Source organism: Pseudomonas sp. AC242 (assembly GCF_979258655.1).
In genome coordinates this window covers 5,020,863-5,039,481 of the sequence record NZ_OZ409873.1, presented here as the reverse complement: position 1 = coordinate 5,039,481, position 18,619 = coordinate 5,020,863, and the positions used below count along the sequence as shown (strand labels likewise).

The following is an 18,619-nucleotide window of genomic DNA, read 5'->3' as shown; positions in this document are numbered from 1 at the left end:
CTCACACCACGAGGCACCTTATGATCCGCGAAGAATTCCTGCGCTTGGCCGCTGACGGCTACAACCGCATTCCGTTGGCCTGCGAAACCCTGGCCGACTTCGACACGCCGCTGTCGATTTACCTGAAACTGGCCGACCAGCCCAACTCCTACCTGCTTGAATCGGTGCAGGGCGGCGAGAAGTGGGGCCGTTACTCGATCATCGGCCTGCCGTGCCGCACCGTGCTGCGGGTTCACGACCATCACGTCAGCATCACCGTTGATGGCGTTGAAACCGAAAGCCACGATGTTGAAGACCCGCTGGCCTTCGTTGAAACCTTCAAGGCGCGCTACAACGTGCCGACTATCGCCGGTCTTCCGCGTTTCAACGGTGGTCTGGTCGGATACTTCGGGTACGACTGCGTGCGTTATGTCGAGAAGCGCTTGGGCAAATGCCCGAACCCGGATCCGCTGGGTGTGCCGGACATTCTGCTGATGGTCTCCGACGCGGTCGTGGTGTTCGATAACCTCGCCGGCAAGATGCACGCGATCGTCCTGGCCGACCCTGCGCAGGCGGATGCCTTCGAACAAGGTCAGGCGCAATTGCAGGCATTGCTGGAAAAACTGCGTCAGCCGATCACCCCGCGCCGTGGCCTGGATTTCAGCAAGCAGCAGGCGGCTGATCCGGTATTCCGTTCCAGTTTCACTCAGGACGATTACGAAAAAGCCGTCGACACCATCAAGGAATACATCCTGGCCGGTGACTGCATGCAGGTCGTGCCGTCGCAACGCATGTCGATCGACTTCAAGGCTGCACCCATCGATCTGTACCGCGCCCTGCGTTGCTTCAACCCGACGCCTTACATGTACTTCTTCAATTTCGGCGACTTCCACGTCGTTGGCAGTTCGCCGGAAGTGCTGGTGCGGGTTGAAGACAATCTGATCACCGTGCGCCCGATTGCCGGTACTCGCCCACGTGGCGCCACCGAAGAAGCCGATGTGGCGCTGGAAGAAGATCTGCTGTCGGACGACAAAGAGATCGCCGAGCACTTGATGCTGATCGATCTGGGCCGTAACGATACCGGTCGTGTTTCGGAAATCGGCTCGGTGAAGCTCACCGAGAAAATGGTCATCGAACGTTATTCCAATGTGATGCACATCGTCTCCAACGTTACCGGCCAGTTGAAGGCCGGGTTGACGGCGATGGACGCACTGCGGGCGATTCTGCCGGCGGGCACCTTGTCGGGTGCGCCGAAGATTCGCGCGATGGAAATCATCGACGAACTGGAGCCGGTCAAGCGTGGTGTGTACGGTGGCGCGGTCGGTTATTTCGCCTGGAACGGCAACATGGACACTGCAATCGCGATTCGCACGGCGGTGATCAAGAACGGCGAGCTGCACGTGCAGGCCGGTGGCGGCATCGTTGCCGACTCGGTGCCGGCGCTGGAATGGGAAGAAACCCTGAACAAACGCCGTGCGATGTTCCGCGCCGTCGCCCTGGCCGAGCAAACCCCGGAAGCCTGAGTCCACACAAAACCCTTGTAGGAGTGAGCCTGCATTTTGATCTGTGTTCGGCAATAAAAAAGCGGCGCCTGCGAGGGCGCCGCTTTTTTGTGCCAGGGGTTTAAAAGTCCAGCACTACCCCGACGTTAACGCCCTGCTGGGTAAAATCATCATCCTTGCGCAACGAATAACCGCCACGCAGCGCCAGATCCGCCGTGAGTTTGTGGCTCACACCCAGACTCAAGCGGTTCAAATGACTTTGCGGCGTATAGCCCTCAAGTGTGAAGTCGTTGGCCGGCAAGGTATTGAGCGCGATGTTGACCTTTTGTACGTCATCTTCGTATTCACGCTCGTGGGCGTATTCGCCGAACACCTGGGTTTGCGGAGTAATGTTGTACTTGCCCTGCAAGCCCAGCCCCAGGCGTTTCGAGTCGCGGGTCTGATCATCGAAGGTCAGCGCCGTGGCGCGATTGCTCTTCTCGGAGTAGCCATCGACATCAACGCTGGCGTAATCGGCGCTGACGAATGGCGACAGGTGCCACTCGCTGCCCGGCTGGGCAATGTCGTAACCGACACGCGCGCTGAAGGCCCAGAGGCTGCCGTCAGTGTCGCCTTTCTCCGCACCTTCGCTGGCGCCCAGATCAAACTTGCGCTTGAGGTTGTCGTAGTCGAGTTTGCCACCGGTCAACGCCGCGTCAGCCCACCAGCGGTTTTGCTGGTACTGGGCAAATGCCGTGGCCATGTAGCTGTTGAGTTTGTAGTCCGAATCGTTATGACCGGCCTCCAGATTCTGCCGGTAGAAACCGCCCGCCACACCGACGCGCCAGGCTTCATTCAAGCGATAGCTGCCACCGACGTTGAGGTTGTATCCGCTGCCATCAGCGCTGGCGCCGCTGCTTTGGCTGTCGACATCCAGATGCTGGCCGCCCGCCGAGACAATGGCGCGCCATTGACCGACCGCTTGCCAATTCTCCCAATCCGCCTGCCATTGGTTGCGCAGTTCATCCTGATGCGCGCGCACTGTGGCGTGGGCCATTTCTGGTAGCAGCGTCAGTTCCCACGGCGCGGCGAGCAGGGAGTAGGCGTAATCGGAGATCAGTTTTTGTCCGGCCTCGGTTGGATGCACGCCGTCGTTGTAGATCAGCTTGCTCGGATCGGGTGTCGCGCTGTTGATCCCGTAACGGGCGTTCTCGGTGCAGCTATTGCCGCTGAAGCAGGTCGCGGTCAGGTTCTGATCGGTCGCGAGGCCAAAGCGCCCAGGATCGGCGAACACTTCCGAGAGCAGTACCGGAATGTTCAGCGGAATGATTTCGGCGTTGATGCCTTGCAGGCGTGTGACCAACTGACTGTTGAACTGGGTGGCGAGTTGACTGCTGAAGGTTTGCAGTGGCGTACCGTTGATCGCTGGCGTCAGGCCAACATCAGGCAACAGCCAGACCATCACGTATTTGGCACCGGCGGTTTGCAGGGTTTGCACGCTGTCGGCCAGCCGATCGGCGGCGGCGTTGGCTTGCGGCAGGCTGAGAATTCGTCCTTGCAGGAAGTCGTTACCGCCGCCGGAAATGTAATACAGCGCATTCGGGTCGGCGCGGAAGCCGTTTGAGGGCAGGTAACCGGCACGGGTGCGTTCACCGGTGGCGGATTGCGTCGTGATCGAGTCGAGGATCTGGTCGGTGCGATAACCGCCAACCGCCCAGTTGTTGCCGTCCGGCTGGCCGTTTTCGGCGCGCACGGCGGAGCTGGAAGAGGCTGTCTGGTCTGGCGAAAAGCCAAGGCGTCCGCCGAGCAACTGCGTGGAGTTCAATGAATACAGTTCCCCGCTGCCATCCTGATATACCGGCCCGGTCCGGTTGGTGTAACGCTCGGTGGAGCCGGCCGGTCCGCCAGTGTCGGTGAAGGTGCCGGCATCATTGAGGCTGTCGCCAAACACAATGAAACTGGAATAAGGATTGGGCGCTGCGTTGGCCTGGGCGCAGGCCAGTGCGAGCAGGCAGCCGGCCAGCGGTACAAACAACGTCTGTTTGATCATGAGCAAGTCCGTTTATTTATTGTTGTAGGTGAACGAAACGACAGTACCAAAAACTTCCGGCGTTTTGCCATCGGTCGCGAATCCTCCCCTGGATTTATTCCCCAAAGCCCCGGCCATATTGCACGCCCCGCCCAGCTAAGTTACTGTGCTGGAACGTATGAACGAGACCTTCCCCGTGTTGATCACCAGCAAACTTCTGGATCAAGTCATCAAGGCACACGCCCGCTGGCGTTGGCGCGCCTGAATCTTTTCTGCCGGCCCCGCCGGATCTGTATCGCTTTGCCTTCCTTGCCTGTTTGAAATGCCGCTGTGCCGACGCGTCTATCTGCGTCCGACATCGTGCAGCGCCCTGCGGGCAAGTGATCTGAAGGCTGTTTTCAAATCAGAATTCAAGAGGTTCGAAACGCCATGTTGCTGATGATCGACAACTACGACTCCTTTACTTACAACGTTGTGCAATACCTTGGCGAATTGGGTGCCGACGTCAAAGTCGTGCGCAACGACGAATTGACCGTCGCCGAAATCGAAGCACTCAAGCCTGAGCGCATCGTGGTGTCCCCAGGCCCGTGCACGCCGACCGAGGCCGGTATCTCCATCGAAGCCATCAAGCACTTTGCCGGCAAACTGCCAATCCTCGGCGTCTGCCTGGGTCACCAGTCCATCGGCCAGGCTTTTGGCGGCGATGTAGTGCGCGCGCGTCAGGTAATGCACGGTAAGACTAGTCCGGTATTCCACGAGGACAAGGGCGTTTTCGCTGGCCTGAACCATCCGCTGACGGTCACCCGTTACCACTCGCTGATCGTCAAGCACGACACGTTGCCCGATTGCCTGGAACTGACCGCATGGACCCAGCACGATGACGGTTCGGTCGACGAAATCATGGGCCTGCGTCACAAGACCCTGAACATTGAGGGCGTACAGTTCCACCCCGAGTCGATCCTGACCGAGCAGGGTCATGAACTGTTTGCCAACTTCCTCAAACAAACCGGCGGCACGCGCTAAGGACTTCCCATGAATATCAAGACAGCCCTGAGCCGTATCGTCGATCACCTCGACCTCAGCACCGATGAGATGCGCGATGTGATGCGCGAAATCATGACCGGCCAATGCACTGACGCGCAGATCGGCGCGTTCATGATGGCCATGCGCATGAAGAGCGAGAGCATCGACGAGATCGTTGGCGCGGTGTCGGTGATGCGTGAGCTGGCCGATCAGGTTGAACTGAAGACCCTCGACGGCGTGGTCGATGTGGTCGGTACCGGCGGTGACGGTGCCAATATCTTCAACGTGTCGACGGCTTCTTCGTTTGTTGTTGCCGCTGCCGGTTGCACTGTCGCCAAGCACGGCAACCGCGCAGTCTCGGGCAAGAGTGGCAGCGCCGACTTGCTGGAAGCTGCCGGCATCTATCTGAACCTGACGCCGGTGCAGGTCGCGCGTTGCATCGACAACGTCGGCATCGGTTTCATGTTTGCCCAGACTCACCACAAAGCCATGAAGTACGCCGCCGGCCCGCGCCGCGATCTCGGCTTGCGCACACTGTTCAACATGCTCGGCCCGCTTACGAATCCGGCCGGGGTGAAACATCAGGTGGTGGGTGTGTTCACCCAGGCACTGTGCCGGCCATTGGCCGAAGTCTTGCAACGCTTAGGCAGCAAGCATGTGCTGGTGGTGCATTCGAAGGACGGCCTGGACGAGTTCAGTCTCGCCGCACCAACCTTTGTGGCGGAACTGAAGAACAACGAAATCACCGAGTATTGGGTCGAGCCAGAAGATCTCGGCATGAAGAGCCAGAGCCTGCACGGTCTGTCGGTCGAAGGCCCGGAGGCGTCGCTGGCACTGATCCGCGATGCTCTCGGCAAGCGCAAGACCGAAAACGGTCAGAAAGCCGCCGAAATGATTGTGCTCAACGCCGGTGCCGCGCTGTACGCCGCCGACGTGGCGAGTAGTTTGAAACAGGGCGTCGAGCTTGCGCACGACGCCTTGCACACCGGTCTCGCTCGGGAAAAACTTGAGGAGCTGGGTGCCTTTACCGCGGTATTCAGAGTGGAGAATGAGGGATGAGTGTACCGACGGTTCTGGAAAACATTCTGGCGCGTAAAGTCCAGGAAGTCGCCGAGCGTAGCGCTCGCGTCAGCCTGAGCGAGCTGGAAAGTCTGGCCAAGGCGGCCGATGCACCCCGTGGTTTCGCCCAGGCATTGCTGGCGCAGGCGAAGAAGAAGCAGCCTGCGGTGATTGCCGAAATCAAAAAGGCCTCGCCGAGCAAAGGCGTGATTCGCGAGAACTTCGTTCCGGCCGACATCGCCAAAAGCTACGAGAAGGGTGGGGCGACCTGTCTTTCCGTACTGACCGATATCGATTACTTCCAGGGCGCCGATGCGTACCTGCAACAGGCTCGTGCCGCGTGCAGCCTGCCGGTGATCCGCAAGGACTTCATGATTGATCCTTACCAGATCGTTGAAGCCCGTGCGCTGGGCGCCGACTGTTTGCTGTTGATCGTCTCCGCACTGGATGACGTGAAAATGGCCGAGCTGGCCGCCGTCGCCAAAAGCGTCGGTCTCGATGTGCTGGTCGAAGTACACGATGGCGATGAGCTGGAGCGCGCGTTGAAAACCCTCGACACACCACTGGTCGGGGTCAACAACCGCAATCTGCACACCTTCGACGTCAGCCTGGAAACCACCCTCGACCTGCTGCCGCGCATTCCGCGCGATCGTCTGGTCATTACCGAGAGCGGTATTCTCAATCGCGCCGATGTCGAATTGATGGAAATCAGCGACGTCTATTCGTTCCTCGTCGGTGAAGCGTTCATGCGTGCGGAAAATCCGGGCACTGAACTGCAGCGTCTGTTCTTCCCGGAGCGAGGCGTGTCGATCAGCGGTTCGACCCTCGACTGATTCGCTCCAGACCGAGTCGACGCCATCGCGAGCAGGCTCACTCCTACAGGGGAACGCGTTCCAATTGTAGGAGTGAGCCTGCTCGCGATGAGGTACTAGAAATCCCCAAAGATTCCAGATCTGCCGGAGCCTTCCATGTCGCTGCCAACCCCCCTGACCATCGAAGCCGGCCTGCAAGCCGAACAGGATTTGCTGGCCTCGGTCTGCGCCGGCGACTCTGAATTCGGCCTGCTGTTCTGGCAACCCAGCGATCGCGCCCTGGTCATGCCGCGCCGCCTCAATCGTCTTCCCGGTTTCGACCGTGCCTGCGAAGTCTCTGCCGCCGCTGGCTGGCCGGTGCTCTTGCGCGAAACTGGCGGCGAGCCCGTCCCGCAATCGGCCGCCACAATCAATATCGCACTCGTCTATGCGCCACCGCGCAGCGAAGGCGATCTGAACCGCATCGAAACCGGCTACCACCGTCTCTGCGATCCGATCTGCCAGTTGCTCGACGAGTTGGGTGGCGCATCATCATTGGGCGAAATCGATGGCGCATTCTGCGACGGTCGCTTCAACGTCAACCTCGATGGCCGCAAAATGGTCGGCACGGCCCAGCGCTGGCGCCAAAGCCAGGGCGGACAGCGTCCGGTCGGTCTGGTACACGGTGCGATGCTGATGGATAACGAGCGCGAGTCGATGGTTGCGGCGGTCAATCGCTTCAACGAAGCATGCGGCCTGGAGCAACGGGTGCGGGCTGAAAGCCACATTGCCCTGCATGAGAAATTCAACGCGCCACAGGCCTTGGCGCGTCTCGATGAGTTGTTTCGTCTGATGCTGGCGCAGATCTACAGCGCCTGATATTCGGGCTTACCGCGTACCGTAGACCACCATGGTCTTGCCTTTCACATCGACCAGGTTGCGTTCCTCAAGATCCTTGAGCACGCGACCGACCATCTCCCGCGAACAACCGACAATCCGGCCGATTTCCTGACGGGTCACCTTGATCTGCATGCCGTCCGGGTGCGTCATCGCGTCCGGCTGCTTGCACAACTCCAATAGGCAGCGGGCTACACGACCGGTCACGTCGAAGAACGCCAAGTCGCCAACCTTGCGCGTGGTGTTGCGCAGGCGTTGTGCGATTTGTCCGCTAAGCACGTAAAGAATGTCCGGGTCTTGCTGCGACAATTCGCGGAACTTGGCGTAGCTGATTTCTGCAGTTTCGCATTCAACCTTGGCCCGCACCCAGGCGCTGCGTTCCTGTTCCTGTCCCGCCTGCTCGAACAGGCCCAATTCGCCAAAGAAATCCCCGGCATTAAGGTAAGCGATGATCATCTCGCGGCCGTCGTCATCCTCGATCAGGATTGTCACCGAGCCCTTGATGATGAAGTACAGCGTGTCCGAGCGATCGCCCGCACAGATGATATTGCTTTTGGCCGCATGGCGACGGCGCTGACAATGCATCAACAGCTTGTCGAGGTTCTTGATTTTGGGTGTGGGGGTAATAGCAACCATGGTTGTATCCCGAAAAGACTGCACGGTGATGTTTGATTTTTTTATGAGGCGCTGAAGGCGGTCGCTACACAGCCGGCATGGGCGCCAGCGAATTGGCGCCAGCTTAACAGACACTTCGTCGCAAATTCGAGAAATTACCTACAGGGCAGAAGCATCTGTCCTAGGAACGTGGCTCGCTGTCCGGGCAAAGCCCTGTGCTAAGCTGGCGACCCTTTTTTTACAGTGGAGTCTGGGCGATGAAGGCACGCATCCAATGGGCTGGCGAAGCCATGTTCCTCGGCGAATCCGGTAGCGGTCATGTCGTGGTGATGGACGGTCCGCCGGACGCCGGTGGTCGTAATCTGGGTGTTCGCCCGATGGAAATGCTCCTGCTGGGCGTGGGCGGTTGCAGTAACTTCGACGTGGTCAGCATTCTGAAGAAGTCCCGCCAGGCTGTTGAAAGCTGCGAAGCCTTTCTCGAAGCAGAGCGCGCGACCGAAGATCCGAAGGTGTTCACCAAGATCCACATGCATTTCGTGGTCAAGGGTCGTGGTCTGAAAGAAGCCCAGGTCAAACGCGCGATCGAGCTGTCCGCCGAGAAGTATTGCTCGGCCTCGATCATGCTCGGCGCCGCTGGCGTGGCAATCACTCACGATTACGAAATCGTCGAACTCGGTTGAACCGACATTCAACTATCATAAAAGCAGTGCAGACTCTGGCGATCCCTCGCTGACGTCTGCATAATGCGCCACTTTTTTCAGGGCAGTGATCGGTCAGCCGACGGATCAGCCGCCTGAACAGATAACCAAAATCGCCATCGCGAAGAGGTGTTAACCGTCCTACGCAGGTGCGTTGTTCGCACTTGACGGGCATGCTTGATCACGCGGCCGGGCCGCATACATAGAGAGTTTTTAACGGTGAAAAGCAAACTCAAGCTCCACGGGTTCAATAACCTGACAAAGACCTTGAGCTTCAACATCTATGACATCTGCTACGCGGAAACCCCGCAAGACCAGCAGGCTTACGTTGAGTACATCAATCAAGAGTACAACGCGAAACGCCTGACGCAGATTCTCACAGAAGTTGTCGAGATCATTGGTGCCAACATCCTGAATATTGCCAGTCAGGACTATGAACCTCAGGGCGCCAGCGTCACGATTCTGATTTCTGAAGAGCCGGTAACCCCGACTGAAAGCCAGATCGAAGAATCGCCGGGCCCGTTGCCCGAAATTATCCTGGCCCACCTCGACAAGAGTCATATCACGGTGCACACCTACCCGGAAATCCATCCGGACGACGGTATTGCAACTTTCCGTGTGGACATCGATGTGTCGACTTGTGGTGTCATTTCACCGCTGAAAGCGCTCAATTTCCTCATTCACCAGTTCGATTCGGACATCGTGACTGTGGATTACCGTGTGCGCGGCTTCACCCGTGACGTTGAAGGCAACAAGCACTTCATCGACCACGAGATCAATTCGATCCAGAACTACTTGTCCGAAGACACTCGCGACGCGTACCAGATGACCGACGTGAACGTGTACCAGGAAAACCTGTTCCACACCAAAATGCTGCTGAAGAACTTCGAACTGGATAACTACCTGTTTGGCGACGCCACCAGCAACCTGTCTGCGGAGCAACGCGCTCAGGTGACCGACCGGGTGAAACACGAAATGCTCGAAATCTTCTACGCGCGCAACATGCCGACCTAAGATTCCCGGGCACAAAAAAAGGCGACCTTTCGGTCGCCTTTTTCATTCCTGGCACGAACCCCTGTGGGAGCGAGCCTGCTCGCGAAGTTGCCCTCTGCAGCAATACCGTTCTCAGATCCGATAAGTACTCTTGGTCATCACCTTGGCCAGAATACTCATCCCGAATTTCACCGGTGCCGGAAAACGGAACCCACCAGCCTCCAAAGCACTTTCGGCATGATGTTCTTCATCAATGCGCATCTGCTCGAGAATCGCCCGGGATTTCTCGTCCTCGGCCGGCAGTTGTTCCAGATGTTCATTCAGATGTTTGCACACCTGATGCTCGGTCGCCGCGACAAACCCGAGGCTGACCTTGTCGCTGATCAACCCGGCTACCGCGCCAATACCGAACGACATACCGTAAAACAGTGGATTCAAAACGCTGGTATGGCTGCCCAACTGATGAATGCGCTGTTCGCACCACACCAGATGATCAATCTCTTCTTCGGCCGCGTGCTCCATGGCTGCGCGCACCTGCGGTAGCTTGGCGGTCAGCGCCTGCCCCTGATACAGCGCCTGGGCGCAGACTTCACCGGTATGGTTGATGCGCATCAGACCGGCGACGTGGCGGGTGTCTTCGTCGCTCATTTGCGTATCCGGCTGCAGAATGGCTGGCGACGGACGGTACGGCTGGCCGCTGAAGGGCAGCAGGGTACGCATCGCGGCATCGGCTTGCAGCAGAAGACGGTCAATCGGCGAGTAGTGACGTTGGGTAGTCATGCTGACCTCCGGGAAGAATCTCGGCGACCAGTTTAACCGAATCGGCCGAGGAAGGTTTGCGCTGGGTCATCAGTCACACTGGATGTGCTTTTTGCTTTATGTAGGAGCCGCCGAAGGCTGCGATCTTTTGATCTTGTTTTTGATACTCGAAGATCAAAAGATCGCAGCCTTCGGCAGCTTCTACACAGGTTTGCTGGATATTAGCCCGGTGGCCAGTTCATCTGACGCTGACCGAGGACGTGCATATGAATGTGGTAGACCGTCTGGCCACCCTTCTCGTTGCAGTTCATCACCACGCGGAAACCTTCTTCGCAACCCAGCTCCAGCGCCAGACGCTGTGCAGTGAACAGAATATGCCCGGCCAGTGCCTTGTCGTCTTCGGTCAGGTCATTGAGGGTGCGCACCGGTTTCTTCGGGATCACCAGGAAATGCACCGGTGCCTGAGGGGCGATGTCGTGAAACGCCAGAACCTGGTCGTCTTCGTAAATGATCTTGGCCGGGATCTCCCGGTTGATGATCTTGGTGAACAGAGTATCCACTGCTGTTTTCTCCGTTGTTTGGGCTGGTCTGAGTGTACGCAGGGCGGCTTATCCCGCCCAGTGTTTTACCTGTAGGGCATTTCAGCGCGGGCAGTAAGCCTTGTTGACCATGCCGACAATGGTGCGATTGAGCCAGCGCGAACCGAGTCGCGGCAAAAAGGCGAACCAGCGGTTGCGGCGCCCCGGGATGATGATCGCCCGGTTCTTGTCGAGGGCGCGCACGGTGTACAGCGCAACTTCCTCCGGGCTCATCAGCAATTTACTGTCTTTGATTTTGTCGCTGTTGAGTTGCGCCGTGCGGAAAAATGCCGTGCGCGTCGGGCCGGGGCAAAGCACTGAAACCTTCACAGCACTTTGCTTGAGTTCTACTCGCAAGGCTTCGGAGAAGTGCAGAACATAGGCTTTGCTGGCGTAATAAGTGCTCATCCACGGGCCGGGATTGAACGCGGCCACCGAAGCAACGTTGAGAATCTGCCCGCCACCCTGCAGCGCCATGCTGTTGCCGATCGCGTGGCACAGGCGGGTGAGGGCGAGGATGTTCACTTCGATCAGGTCCTGCTCGGTCATCCAGTCCTGCGCGAGAAACGGGCCGCAGGTGCCAATGCCTGCACAGTTCACCAGCAAGTCGATCTGCCGGTCGCCTTCTTCCAGCTCCAGCAAGAAACCGGACAAGCGCAGCGGCTCGCCCAGATCGCAGGCGCGGAACAGCACCTCGACGCCAAAACGCTGGGTCAATTCGAACGCAATGCTTTCCAGCTGATCACGCTGTCGGGCCACCAGAATCAGGCTGCGGCCGCGCCGGGCCAGCGCTTCGGCCATGGCCAAGCCAATGCCGCTGGAAGCGCCGGTGATCAGTGCGTAACGGGTCATGCAATTCTCCATCGCAACAGCTCCGCGCCAGCGACGCGGGTGTCACGGCGGGGAGCGCTGTTCATTCTTTCGCAGAGTCTACAGGGGCCTGCGCCGCTTCGGCTGCTTCGTCGGCGGAATCCACGGGTGATTCGACTTCTACTTCGACTTCATCGGTGGTCACCGAGCCACTTTCGTAGCTGCTTTCCAGGTTGCTTTCGTATTCCTGCTGGATCGCCGAGATCCCGCCCAGCATTCCACCTGCAAAAATCAGCGCGAAGAACACGATCCACAGGGAGCACAGCACTTTTACTGCGGTACTGTTTGCCGGAGGGGGAGGGCCATAGCGATTGGCGCCGGTGTTGCCCGGTACGACCATGATCACCAGCGGGAAGAAGCTGCCCACAAAGGGTACAAGGTTCAATAGCCAGAGCCAGCCCGACCAGCCGATATCGTGCAGACGCTGAACGCTGAACAGAATGCTGACAATCAGGAAAGCGATAAACAGGAAAAACGCGAAGATCCCGCCGATGATCAGGCCGGTAGTGGAATCACCGCTGACCAGCCCCAGAGCCAACAGGGCGAACACGCCGACAATGGGCAATGTCACCAGACTCAGCACCATTGTCCAGGCCAGAAAACGCAGGCGTCCGATCCGCCCTTCGACGCTGAACGGCTTGAGCGTGGCGAACTCCGGCAGATTTTCACCGACGTTGGCGCGAGGTGCCGCGTAAGGCGAGTCAGGTTCGGCAACAACCTGAGCCTGCTCATGGACATCGGCCAGATTCAGCTCAATGGCTGTTTCCGTTTCGATTCGCGCAGCAATCCCGGTTTTGTTCAGTGCCTGCAGGTACGTTTGAGCATCACTGTGGGAGAGTTCGCGCTTGAGTGCGACGACGCTGCCGTTAAAAAGGCGCTCAATCGCGGTCACATCGCTTTTGAACAGATCCGCCAGATTGAGTTTGGCAGTGGTGATATCGACACCGGGCTGTAGAGCACCGTCGAACACGATCTTGTAACGGGGTTCGCTCATGGCCGAGGCATCCTTGTCGCGAATGAATTGAAAGGTCAGCAGTGTAAGGCCAGTCCATTGGGGCCGGCCTGGTTTTTCTTAGCGTGGCCAGCGTTTCGGCAATTGTGCCGCGCGTTCCTGTGCCTGGCGATACTCGGCATCCAGTCGTGCGATCAAATCATCCACGCTCGGCAGATCATCGATCTGCCCTACGCCTTGACCGGCAGACCACACGGTTTTCCAGGCTTTGGCTTCATCACTGATCGGCTTGAGCTTGTCACCAAAATTCACTTCGCCTTTGCCTTGCAGAGCCGCCATATCGAAGCCGGCCGCCTCCAGACTCTGGCGCATAAAACTCGCCGGTACCCCCGACACCGCTGGAGTATGGATGATGTCTGCAGCCTTGGCTGTCAGCAGCATCTCCTTGTAGGCGTCAGGCGCATGACTTTCGGTGGTGCCGATAAATCGCGTACCGAAGTAGGCCAAATCCGCGCCGAGCAGTTGCGCGGCGAGAATCTCATGCCCGTGGTTAAGACATCCTGCAAGCAGCAGGGTTTTATCGAAGAACTGGCGGATCTCTGCGATCAGCGCGAATGGGCTCCAGGTCCCGGCATGGCCCCCGGCGCCCGCAGCAACGGCGATCAAGCCGTCGACACCGGCCTCGGCCGCTTTCTCTGCATGCCGGCGAGTGGTGACGTCATGGAAGACCAGACCGCCGTAGCTGTGTACCGCATCGACCAATTCCTTTACCGCGCCGAGGCTGGTGATGACGATCGGCACTTTATGTTCGACGCAGATATTCAGGTCCGCCTGCAAGCGCGGGTTGCTGTTGTGCACGATAAGGTTCACTGCATAGGGGGCCGGACTCTCCAGTGTCGCCAGTCCCGCTTCGATCTGTTCCAGCCAGGCCTTGAACCCGCTACTTTCACGCTGGTTCAGCGCCGGGAAGCTGCCAACGACGCCATTACGGCAGCAGGCGAGTACCAGTTCCGGGTTGGAAATCAGAAACATCGGCGCGGCCACCACGGGCAGACGCAGACGTTGTTCGAGCAAAGCGGGCAGCGACATTATGGATACCCCAAAGATCTGTAGTTGTTGAAGTTAGAACGGCTTGACCACGACCAGAATTACGATAGCCAGCAATATCAGAACCGGTACTTCATTGAACCAGCGATAAAAGACATGGCTGCGGGTGTTCTCGCCACGGGCAAAACGTTTTACCTGCGCGCCGCACATGTGGTGGTAGCCGATCAGCAAGACGACAAGGGTCAGCTTGGCGTGAATCCAGCCGCCCATGCTGAAGAGGCTCGGGTTCAGATAGATCAGCCAGCCGCCGAAGATCAGCGTGGCGATCATCGCCGGGCCCATGATGCCGCGATACAGCTTGCGCTCCATGACACTGAAGCGCTCTTTGCTGATCGTGTCTTCGCTTTGCGCGTGATACACGAACAGACGCGGCAAGTAGAACAGCCCGGCAAACCAGCAAACGACGCTGACAATGTGAAACGCTTTTACCCACAGATAGAGCATTTTTAGTTATTCCTAATTCACGGTAAGCCGGATAGTAGAGGCTTGAGCGTCCGCACGTCACCTTGACGGTTGTCGCAGACGTGCGCGGCCCCTATTATCGACGGCTTTCCAGTGGGTTCTTTGAGGGCAGGTTATGGTCAAGGTCGGTATTGTCGGCGGCACGGGGTACACCGGTGTCGAACTGCTGCGTCTGTTGGCGCAGCATCCGCAAGCAGAAGTGGTTGTGATCACTTCCCGATCCGAGGCCGGGCTGGCCGTGGCTGACATGTACCCGAACCTGCGCGGTCACTACGACGGCCTGGCCTTCAGCGTGCCGGACATCAAGACCCTCGGCGCTTGCGACGTGGTGTTCTTCGCCACGCCGCACGGTGTGGCTCACGCATTGGCCGGTGAATTGCTGGCGGCGGGCACCAAGGTCATCGACCTGTCGGCAGACTTCCGTCTGCAAGACGCTGAAGAGTGGGCCAAATGGTACGGCCAGCCGCACGGCGCGCCTGAATTGCTGGACGAGGCGGTTTATGGCCTGCCGGAAGTCAATCGCGAGCAGATCAAGAAAGCTCGCCTGATCGCTGTGCCAGGTTGCTATCCAACCGCGACGCAGCTGGGTTTCCTACCGCTGCTTGAAGCTGGACTGGCCGATACTTCGCGTCTGATCGCCGACTGCAAATCCGGTGTCAGTGGTGCCGGTCGTGGTGCGGCTGTAGGCTCGTTGTACTCCGAGACGTCGGAAAGCATGAAGGCCTATGCGGTAAAGGGTCACCGTCACTTGCCGGAAATTCGCCAAGGTCTGCGTCGCGCAGCGAGTAAGGACGTTGGCCTGACCTTCGTTCCGCACCTGACCCCGATGATCCGTGGCATTCACTCGACGCTCTACGCGACCGTGGTTGATCGCTCGGTGGATCTGCAGGCGCTGTTCGAAAAGCGTTATGCCAACGAACCGTTCGTCGATGTAATGCCTGCCGGCAGCCATCCGGAAACCCGTAGTGTGCGTGGTGCCAACGTTTGCCGTATCGCCGTTCACCGTCCGCAGGATGGCGATCTTGTGGTCGTACTGTCGGTGATAGACAACCTGGTCAAAGGCGCGTCGGGTCAGGCGGTGCAGAACATGAACATTCTGTTCGGGCTGGACGAGCGTTTCGGCCTGTCCCACGCCGGTATGCTGCCGTAACACTTTAAGCCGCACAGCGAAAAGGCCCGTCAAGCGGGCCTTTTTGCATTGTGAACAGCTCGTCGGCTTTATTGATATACCGTAACAATAGTTGACCGATTTTCTAGGACAAGCGGATAATGCGCGTCATCACGCATTATGGCGGCGTAACGCCGGGAGATAGTCAGCATGAGCGTCGAATCCTTCACCCCCACGGCTTTGCAATTCACTCAAGGTGCTGCGCACAAGGTGAAGAGCCTGGTCGATGAAGAGGGGAATGATCGCTTGAAGCTGCGCGTATTCGTTACGGGCGGCGGTTGTTCAGGGTTTCAATATGGTTTCACCTTCGATGAAGACGTGGCCGATGACGACACGATCGTTGAGCGCGAAGGCGTGAGTCTGGTGGTTGATCCGATGAGCTTCCAGTACCTGGCCGGTGCTGAAGTGGATTACCAGGAAGGTCTGGAAGGTTCGCGCTTCGTGATCAAGAACCCGAATGCCACCACAACCTGTGGTTGCGGGTCTTCGTTCTCGATCTGATCGCTCTTCGTTACAGACAACAAAACGCCGCAGGGCCTTACGGTTCTGCGGCGTTTTGCTGTGTGCGAGTTGATCAGGCTGGATAGATGGCGCCAAGTATCCGCAGACCGCGTGCGCCGGTGACGCTTGGGCGGTTGGCGGCGATCCCTTCGAGGCAGCAATGGGCCAGCCATGCGAAAGCCATCGCTTCTACCCAGTCCGGATCAACGCCGTGAGTCTGGGTGCTGGCTACCGTCGTGTTGGGTAGCAGTTCGGCCAAGCGTTTCATCAGTGTGCTGTTGTGTGCGCCGCCGCCGCAGACCAACAACTCTTGGGTGTCGGATTGAGCGCTGTGCAGCGACTCGACGATGGTCAGCGCAGTCAGCTCAAGCAACGTGGCCTGCACGTTTTCCGCAGCGAAGGCTGGGAGCCGTGACAGATGTTGCTCCAGCCATGGCAGGTTGAATACTTCGCGGCCGGTACTTTTTGGGCCCTTGGTAATAAAGAACGGATCGCTGAGCAGTGCTTCCAGCAACATCGGTTCTACCGTACCGGTTTTTGCCCATTCGCCATTACGATCATAGTTTTCACCACGCTGCTGCTGAATCCAGGCGTCCATCAGCACATTCCCAGGGCCGCAGTCGAAACCGGCTACAGGCTTGGTCGGCTCTATCAGACTCAAATTGCTGAAACCGCCGACATTCAAGACGGCCTGATTGCCGGTACGCTCTTTGAACAAAGCTTCATGGAATGCAGGAACCAACGGAGCACCTTGGCCGCCAGCTGCGACATCGCGGCTGCGGAAGTCGCTGACGACAGTGATATCGGTCAGTTCGGTCAGCAGGGCCGGGTTGCCGATCTGCACGGTGAAGCCGCGCGCCGGTTCGTGGCGAATGGTCTGGCCGTGGCTGCCAATCGCTCGAATGTCTTGGGGTTTGAGTTGTTGCTGAGCGAGGAGGGTGTGAATGCCCTGCGCAGCGAGCGTCACCCAGTTCTGTTGGGCAATCGCCGAGCGGGCGATTTCGTCAGGGCCGCTGGCGCACAAGCCGAGCAGCTCGGCGCGCAGGGATTCAGGCATGGGAATGTAGTGCGTGGCGATCAAGTTGATCGCCGAGGACTGTTCGATCAGGGCAATGTCCAGACCGTCGAGGCTGGTTCCGGACATTACGCCGATATACAGGGCCATGACTTAACGCTTGCTCGAAGCCAGCATGGTGGCCTTCTCTTGATCCATGCGTGCCATGAGCGGTTGGCTCTGTGCGAGGAAGCGAGCGCGTTCGGCTTTGGCGATCGGATCGGCCATTGGCAGTTTCTGGCCCAGTGGATCGACGTGAACGCCATTGACCTGGAATTCGTAATGCAAGTGCGGGCCGGTGGACAGGCCGGTAGTGCCGATGTAACCGATCACTTGGCCTTGCTTGACGGTACCGCCGGTTTTCACGCCTTTGGCGAAGCCTTGCATGTGGCCGTAGAGGGTACGGTAAGTGTTGCCGTGCTGAATGATCACGGTGTTGCCGTAACCGCCACGGCGGCCGGCCAGCAGTACTTTACCGTCGCCGGCAGCCTTGATCGGCGTGCCGCGTGGCGCTGCGTAGTCGACACCTTTGTGGGCGCGGATCTTGTTGAGGATCGGGTGCTTGCGGCCCATGGAGAACTTCGAGCTGATGCGGGCGAAGTCCACCGGCGTACGGATGAACGCCTTGCGCATGCTGTTGCCATCAGCGGTGTAGTAGCTGCTGTTGCCTTGCTTGTTGGTGTAACGCACGGCGGTGTAAGTCTTGCCGCGGTTGGTGAAGCGTGCGGACAGGATGGGGCCAGTGCCGACGGCTTTGCCGTTGACCACTTTCTGCTCGTAGATCACGTCGAATTCGTCACCCTGACGGATGTCCTGAGCGAAGTCGACGTCGTAGCCGAAGACACTGGCCATATCCATGGTCAGGCTGTGCGAGAGGCCGGCACGGGCCGCTGATTGCGAGAGTGAGCTATTGATGACGCCGTGCACGTAAGCGGTACGAACGGTTGGTTTTGCGGTAACCCGGTTGAAGGCATAACCCTTGTCATTCTTGGTCAGGGTAATGGTTTCGACGTCGCTGACCTTGCTGTGCAAGCTGGTCAGCTGTCCTTCAGGGTTCAATTCGAATTCGAGTTTTTGGCCGTGTTTAAGCTGGCTGAATTGTTTGGCTTGCTTGTCGCTGGCCAGGACTTCGTGAACGGAGGCGGCAGGCAGGCCGACCTTTTCGAACAGGGTCGACAGCGTATCGCCCTTGGCAACGATGACTTCACGGTGGCCAGGTGACTTTGGCTTTTCGGCGGCTGGCGCAGGTGCTGCTTCGGCGGTTTGCGGGGTGTTTTCGTTACTGTTTTCGATTTGAGCAAACGGCGAAGTTACTGGCTCATTTGTGGCTTGAGTCGCATCAGCTGCGTCTTGATCTTGTGTCAGTTGTTCAGCAGGACTTTCCAGTTCAAGGCTCAGGGTCGTCTTTTTGGCTTCTACATCACTGGAAGGAAATACCAGGAGAGCCAGGCTGAGAAGGGCGGCGATTCCACTTGCGGCGAGCAGGTGGGTCTTCGGGTAAAGCGGAGGCGCTTTAGACGGTTCTGTGGTCATAGGTAATTTTGACTTTGAAAAATGATGAATTGGAAAAGATGAATGACATGATGAAGATGAAATAACTGTA

At 58.3% G+C, this 18,619-nt stretch carries 19 protein-coding genes; 9 read left to right on the top strand and 10 right to left on the bottom strand.

From position 1 onward, the window contains the following. Positions 1 to 20: 20 nt before the first annotated feature. Positions 21 to 1,502 (top strand): anthranilate synthase component I, encoded by a 1,482-nt coding sequence (gene trpE / locus ACZZ0A_RS22665; RefSeq protein WP_095112702.1) that lies wholly within the window; start codon positions 21 to 23, stop codon positions 1,500 to 1,502. A 100-nt stretch (positions 1,503 to 1,602) separates the two neighbouring features. Here the strand turns inward: trpE and estP are convergent, their stop codons facing one another. After that, a complete protein-coding gene (gene estP / locus ACZZ0A_RS22660) occupies positions 1,603 to 3,510 on the bottom strand; it encodes an esterase EstP (RefSeq protein WP_007918807.1) in 1,908 nt (635 codons plus the stop codon). A gap of 408 nt (positions 3,511 to 3,918) precedes the next feature. On the opposite strand from estP, the gene ACZZ0A_RS22655 reads away from it, so the two are divergent. The 4 genes from ACZZ0A_RS22655 (at position 3,919) to ACZZ0A_RS22640 (ending at position 7,241) form a co-directional block, all read left to right on the top strand. Further along, positions 3,919 to 4,512: an aminodeoxychorismate/anthranilate synthase component II gene (locus tag ACZZ0A_RS22655; protein WP_007918806.1), complete on the top strand. Its 594-nt coding sequence runs from the start codon at positions 3,919 to 3,921 to the stop codon at positions 4,510 to 4,512. A gap of 9 nt (positions 4,513 to 4,521) precedes the next feature. Continuing rightward, the gene (gene trpD / locus ACZZ0A_RS22650; protein WP_007918805.1) at positions 4,522 to 5,571 is read left to right on the top strand and encodes an anthranilate phosphoribosyltransferase; all 1,050 of its coding nucleotides are present in this window, start codon (positions 4,522 to 4,524) and stop codon (positions 5,569 to 5,571) included. Beyond that, entirely contained in the window at positions 5,568 to 6,404 is an 837-nt protein-coding gene (gene trpC / locus ACZZ0A_RS22645) for an indole-3-glycerol phosphate synthase TrpC (protein WP_463543756.1), read from the top strand. Before trpD ends, trpC begins: the two co-directional genes overlap by 4 nt. Before the next feature lie 135 nt (positions 6,405 to 6,539). Next, complete coding sequence (locus tag ACZZ0A_RS22640; protein WP_007918880.1) at positions 6,540 to 7,241, top strand: lipoate--protein ligase family protein; 702 nt, start codon at positions 6,540 to 6,542, stop codon at positions 7,239 to 7,241. Positions 7,242 to 7,250: 9 nt separating this feature from the next. Here the strand turns inward: ACZZ0A_RS22640 and crp are convergent, their stop codons facing one another. Further along, positions 7,251 to 7,895: a cAMP-activated global transcriptional regulator CRP gene (crp, locus tag ACZZ0A_RS22635; RefSeq protein ID WP_007918881.1), complete on the bottom strand. Its 645-nt coding sequence runs from the start codon at positions 7,893 to 7,895 to the stop codon at positions 7,251 to 7,253. 236 nt (positions 7,896 to 8,131) lie between these two features. Here crp and ACZZ0A_RS22630 point away from each other — a divergent pair, with 236 nt between their 5' ends. Both ACZZ0A_RS22630 and speD read left to right on the top strand, forming a co-directional pair. After that, positions 8,132 to 8,554 (top strand): OsmC family protein, encoded by a 423-nt coding sequence (locus tag ACZZ0A_RS22630; RefSeq protein WP_003228794.1) that lies wholly within the window; start codon positions 8,132 to 8,134, stop codon positions 8,552 to 8,554. Between the two features lie 237 nt (positions 8,555 to 8,791). Next, positions 8,792 to 9,586 (top strand): adenosylmethionine decarboxylase, encoded by a 795-nt coding sequence (gene speD / locus ACZZ0A_RS22625; protein ID WP_007918883.1) that lies wholly within the window; start codon positions 8,792 to 8,794, stop codon positions 9,584 to 9,586. A 111-nt stretch (positions 9,587 to 9,697) separates the two neighbouring features. Here the strand turns inward: speD and coq7 are convergent, their stop codons facing one another. From coq7 to hemJ, 6 genes are all read right to left on the bottom strand, one after another. Continuing rightward, a complete protein-coding gene (gene coq7 / locus ACZZ0A_RS22620) occupies positions 9,698 to 10,345 on the bottom strand; it encodes a 2-polyprenyl-3-methyl-6-methoxy-1,4-benzoquinone monooxygenase (RefSeq protein WP_007918889.1) in 648 nt (215 codons plus the stop codon). A gap of 200 nt (positions 10,346 to 10,545) precedes the next feature. Continuing rightward, positions 10,546 to 10,884: a histidine triad nucleotide-binding protein gene (locus ACZZ0A_RS22615; RefSeq protein WP_003228789.1), complete on the bottom strand. Its 339-nt coding sequence runs from the start codon at positions 10,882 to 10,884 to the stop codon at positions 10,546 to 10,548. Between the two features lie 81 nt (positions 10,885 to 10,965). Continuing rightward, entirely contained in the window at positions 10,966 to 11,754 is a 789-nt protein-coding gene (locus ACZZ0A_RS22610) for an SDR family NAD(P)-dependent oxidoreductase (protein ID WP_095112697.1), read from the bottom strand. Positions 11,755 to 11,815: 61 nt separating this feature from the next. Then, positions 11,816 to 12,766, bottom strand: a complete 951-nt coding sequence (locus ACZZ0A_RS22605) for a DUF805 domain-containing protein (protein ID WP_007918894.1) — start codon at positions 12,764 to 12,766, stop codon at positions 11,816 to 11,818. A gap of 78 nt (positions 12,767 to 12,844) precedes the next feature. After that, on the bottom strand, positions 12,845 to 13,813 hold the full coding sequence (locus tag ACZZ0A_RS22600; protein WP_095112696.1) for an NAD(P)H-dependent flavin oxidoreductase: 969 nt from the start codon (positions 13,811 to 13,813) through the stop codon (positions 12,845 to 12,847). Between the two features lie 33 nt (positions 13,814 to 13,846). After that, positions 13,847 to 14,275 carry a protoporphyrinogen oxidase HemJ gene (gene hemJ, locus ACZZ0A_RS22595; RefSeq protein ID WP_007918898.1) on the bottom strand — a complete coding sequence of 143 codons (429 nt, stop codon included), beginning with the start codon at positions 14,273 to 14,275 and terminating at the stop codon, positions 13,847 to 13,849. 133 nt (positions 14,276 to 14,408) lie between these two features. Between hemJ and argC the strand changes: the two genes are divergently transcribed. Next, on the top strand, positions 14,409 to 15,443 hold the full coding sequence (argC, locus tag ACZZ0A_RS22590; protein ID WP_007918900.1) for an N-acetyl-gamma-glutamyl-phosphate reductase: 1,035 nt from the start codon (positions 14,409 to 14,411) through the stop codon (positions 15,441 to 15,443). A gap of 168 nt (positions 15,444 to 15,611) precedes the next feature. Next, the gene (erpA, locus tag ACZZ0A_RS22585) at positions 15,612 to 15,962 is read left to right on the top strand and encodes an iron-sulfur cluster insertion protein ErpA (RefSeq protein WP_007918905.1); all 351 of its coding nucleotides are present in this window, start codon (positions 15,612 to 15,614) and stop codon (positions 15,960 to 15,962) included. Positions 15,963 to 16,035: 73 nt separating this feature from the next. Here the strand turns inward: erpA and ACZZ0A_RS22580 are convergent, their stop codons facing one another. Both ACZZ0A_RS22580 and ACZZ0A_RS22575 read right to left on the bottom strand, forming a co-directional pair. After that, positions 16,036 to 17,127, bottom strand: a complete 1,092-nt coding sequence (locus ACZZ0A_RS22580; protein ID WP_095112695.1) for an anhydro-N-acetylmuramic acid kinase — start codon at positions 17,125 to 17,127, stop codon at positions 16,036 to 16,038. 3 nt (positions 17,128 to 17,130) lie between these two features. Further along, the gene (locus ACZZ0A_RS22575; protein WP_095112694.1) at positions 17,131 to 18,549 is read right to left on the bottom strand and encodes a peptidoglycan DD-metalloendopeptidase family protein; all 1,419 of its coding nucleotides are present in this window, start codon (positions 18,547 to 18,549) and stop codon (positions 17,131 to 17,133) included. Between the last annotated feature and the right edge of the window lie 70 nt (positions 18,550 to 18,619).

Excerpts from the sequence above, each read along its gene's own strand:
- hemJ (WP_007918898.1), bottom strand. The coding sequence starts at position 14,275 with ATGCTCTATCTGTGGGTAAAAGCGTTTCACATTGTCAGCGTCGTTTGC.
- ACZZ0A_RS22600 (WP_095112696.1), bottom strand. The coding sequence starts at position 13,813 with ATGTCGCTGCCCGCTTTGCTCGAACAACGTCTGCGTCTGCCCGTGGTG.
- trpC (WP_463543756.1), top strand. The coding sequence starts at position 5,568 with ATGAGTGTACCGACGGTTCTGGAAAACATTCTGGCGCGTAAAGTCCAG.
- ACZZ0A_RS22605 (WP_007918894.1), bottom strand. The coding sequence starts at position 12,766 with ATGAGCGAACCCCGTTACAAGATCGTGTTCGACGGTGCTCTACAGCCC.
- ACZZ0A_RS22655 (WP_007918806.1), top strand. The coding sequence starts at position 3,919 with ATGTTGCTGATGATCGACAACTACGACTCCTTTACTTACAACGTTGTG.
- ACZZ0A_RS22610 (WP_095112697.1), bottom strand. The coding sequence starts at position 11,754 with ATGACCCGTTACGCACTGATCACCGGCGCTTCCAGCGGCATTGGCTTG.
- ACZZ0A_RS22575 (WP_095112694.1), bottom strand. The coding sequence starts at position 18,549 with ATGACCACAGAACCGTCTAAAGCGCCTCCGCTTTACCCGAAGACCCAC.
- erpA (WP_007918905.1), top strand. The coding sequence starts at position 15,612 with ATGAGCGTCGAATCCTTCACCCCCACGGCTTTGCAATTCACTCAAGGT.
- crp (WP_007918881.1), bottom strand. The coding sequence starts at position 7,895 with ATGGTTGCTATTACCCCCACACCCAAAATCAAGAACCTCGACAAGCTG.
- ACZZ0A_RS22640 (WP_007918880.1), top strand. The coding sequence starts at position 6,540 with ATGTCGCTGCCAACCCCCCTGACCATCGAAGCCGGCCTGCAAGCCGAA.
- trpE (WP_095112702.1), top strand. The coding sequence starts at position 21 with ATGATCCGCGAAGAATTCCTGCGCTTGGCCGCTGACGGCTACAACCGC.
- argC (WP_007918900.1), top strand. The coding sequence starts at position 14,409 with ATGGTCAAGGTCGGTATTGTCGGCGGCACGGGGTACACCGGTGTCGAA.
- trpD (WP_007918805.1), top strand. The coding sequence starts at position 4,522 with ATGAATATCAAGACAGCCCTGAGCCGTATCGTCGATCACCTCGACCTC.
- ACZZ0A_RS22580 (WP_095112695.1), bottom strand. The coding sequence starts at position 17,127 with ATGGCCCTGTATATCGGCGTAATGTCCGGAACCAGCCTCGACGGTCTG.
- ACZZ0A_RS22630 (WP_003228794.1), top strand. The coding sequence starts at position 8,132 with ATGAAGGCACGCATCCAATGGGCTGGCGAAGCCATGTTCCTCGGCGAA.
- estP (WP_007918807.1), bottom strand. The coding sequence starts at position 3,510 with ATGATCAAACAGACGTTGTTTGTACCGCTGGCCGGCTGCCTGCTCGCA.
- coq7 (WP_007918889.1), bottom strand. The coding sequence starts at position 10,345 with ATGACTACCCAACGTCACTACTCGCCGATTGACCGTCTTCTGCTGCAA.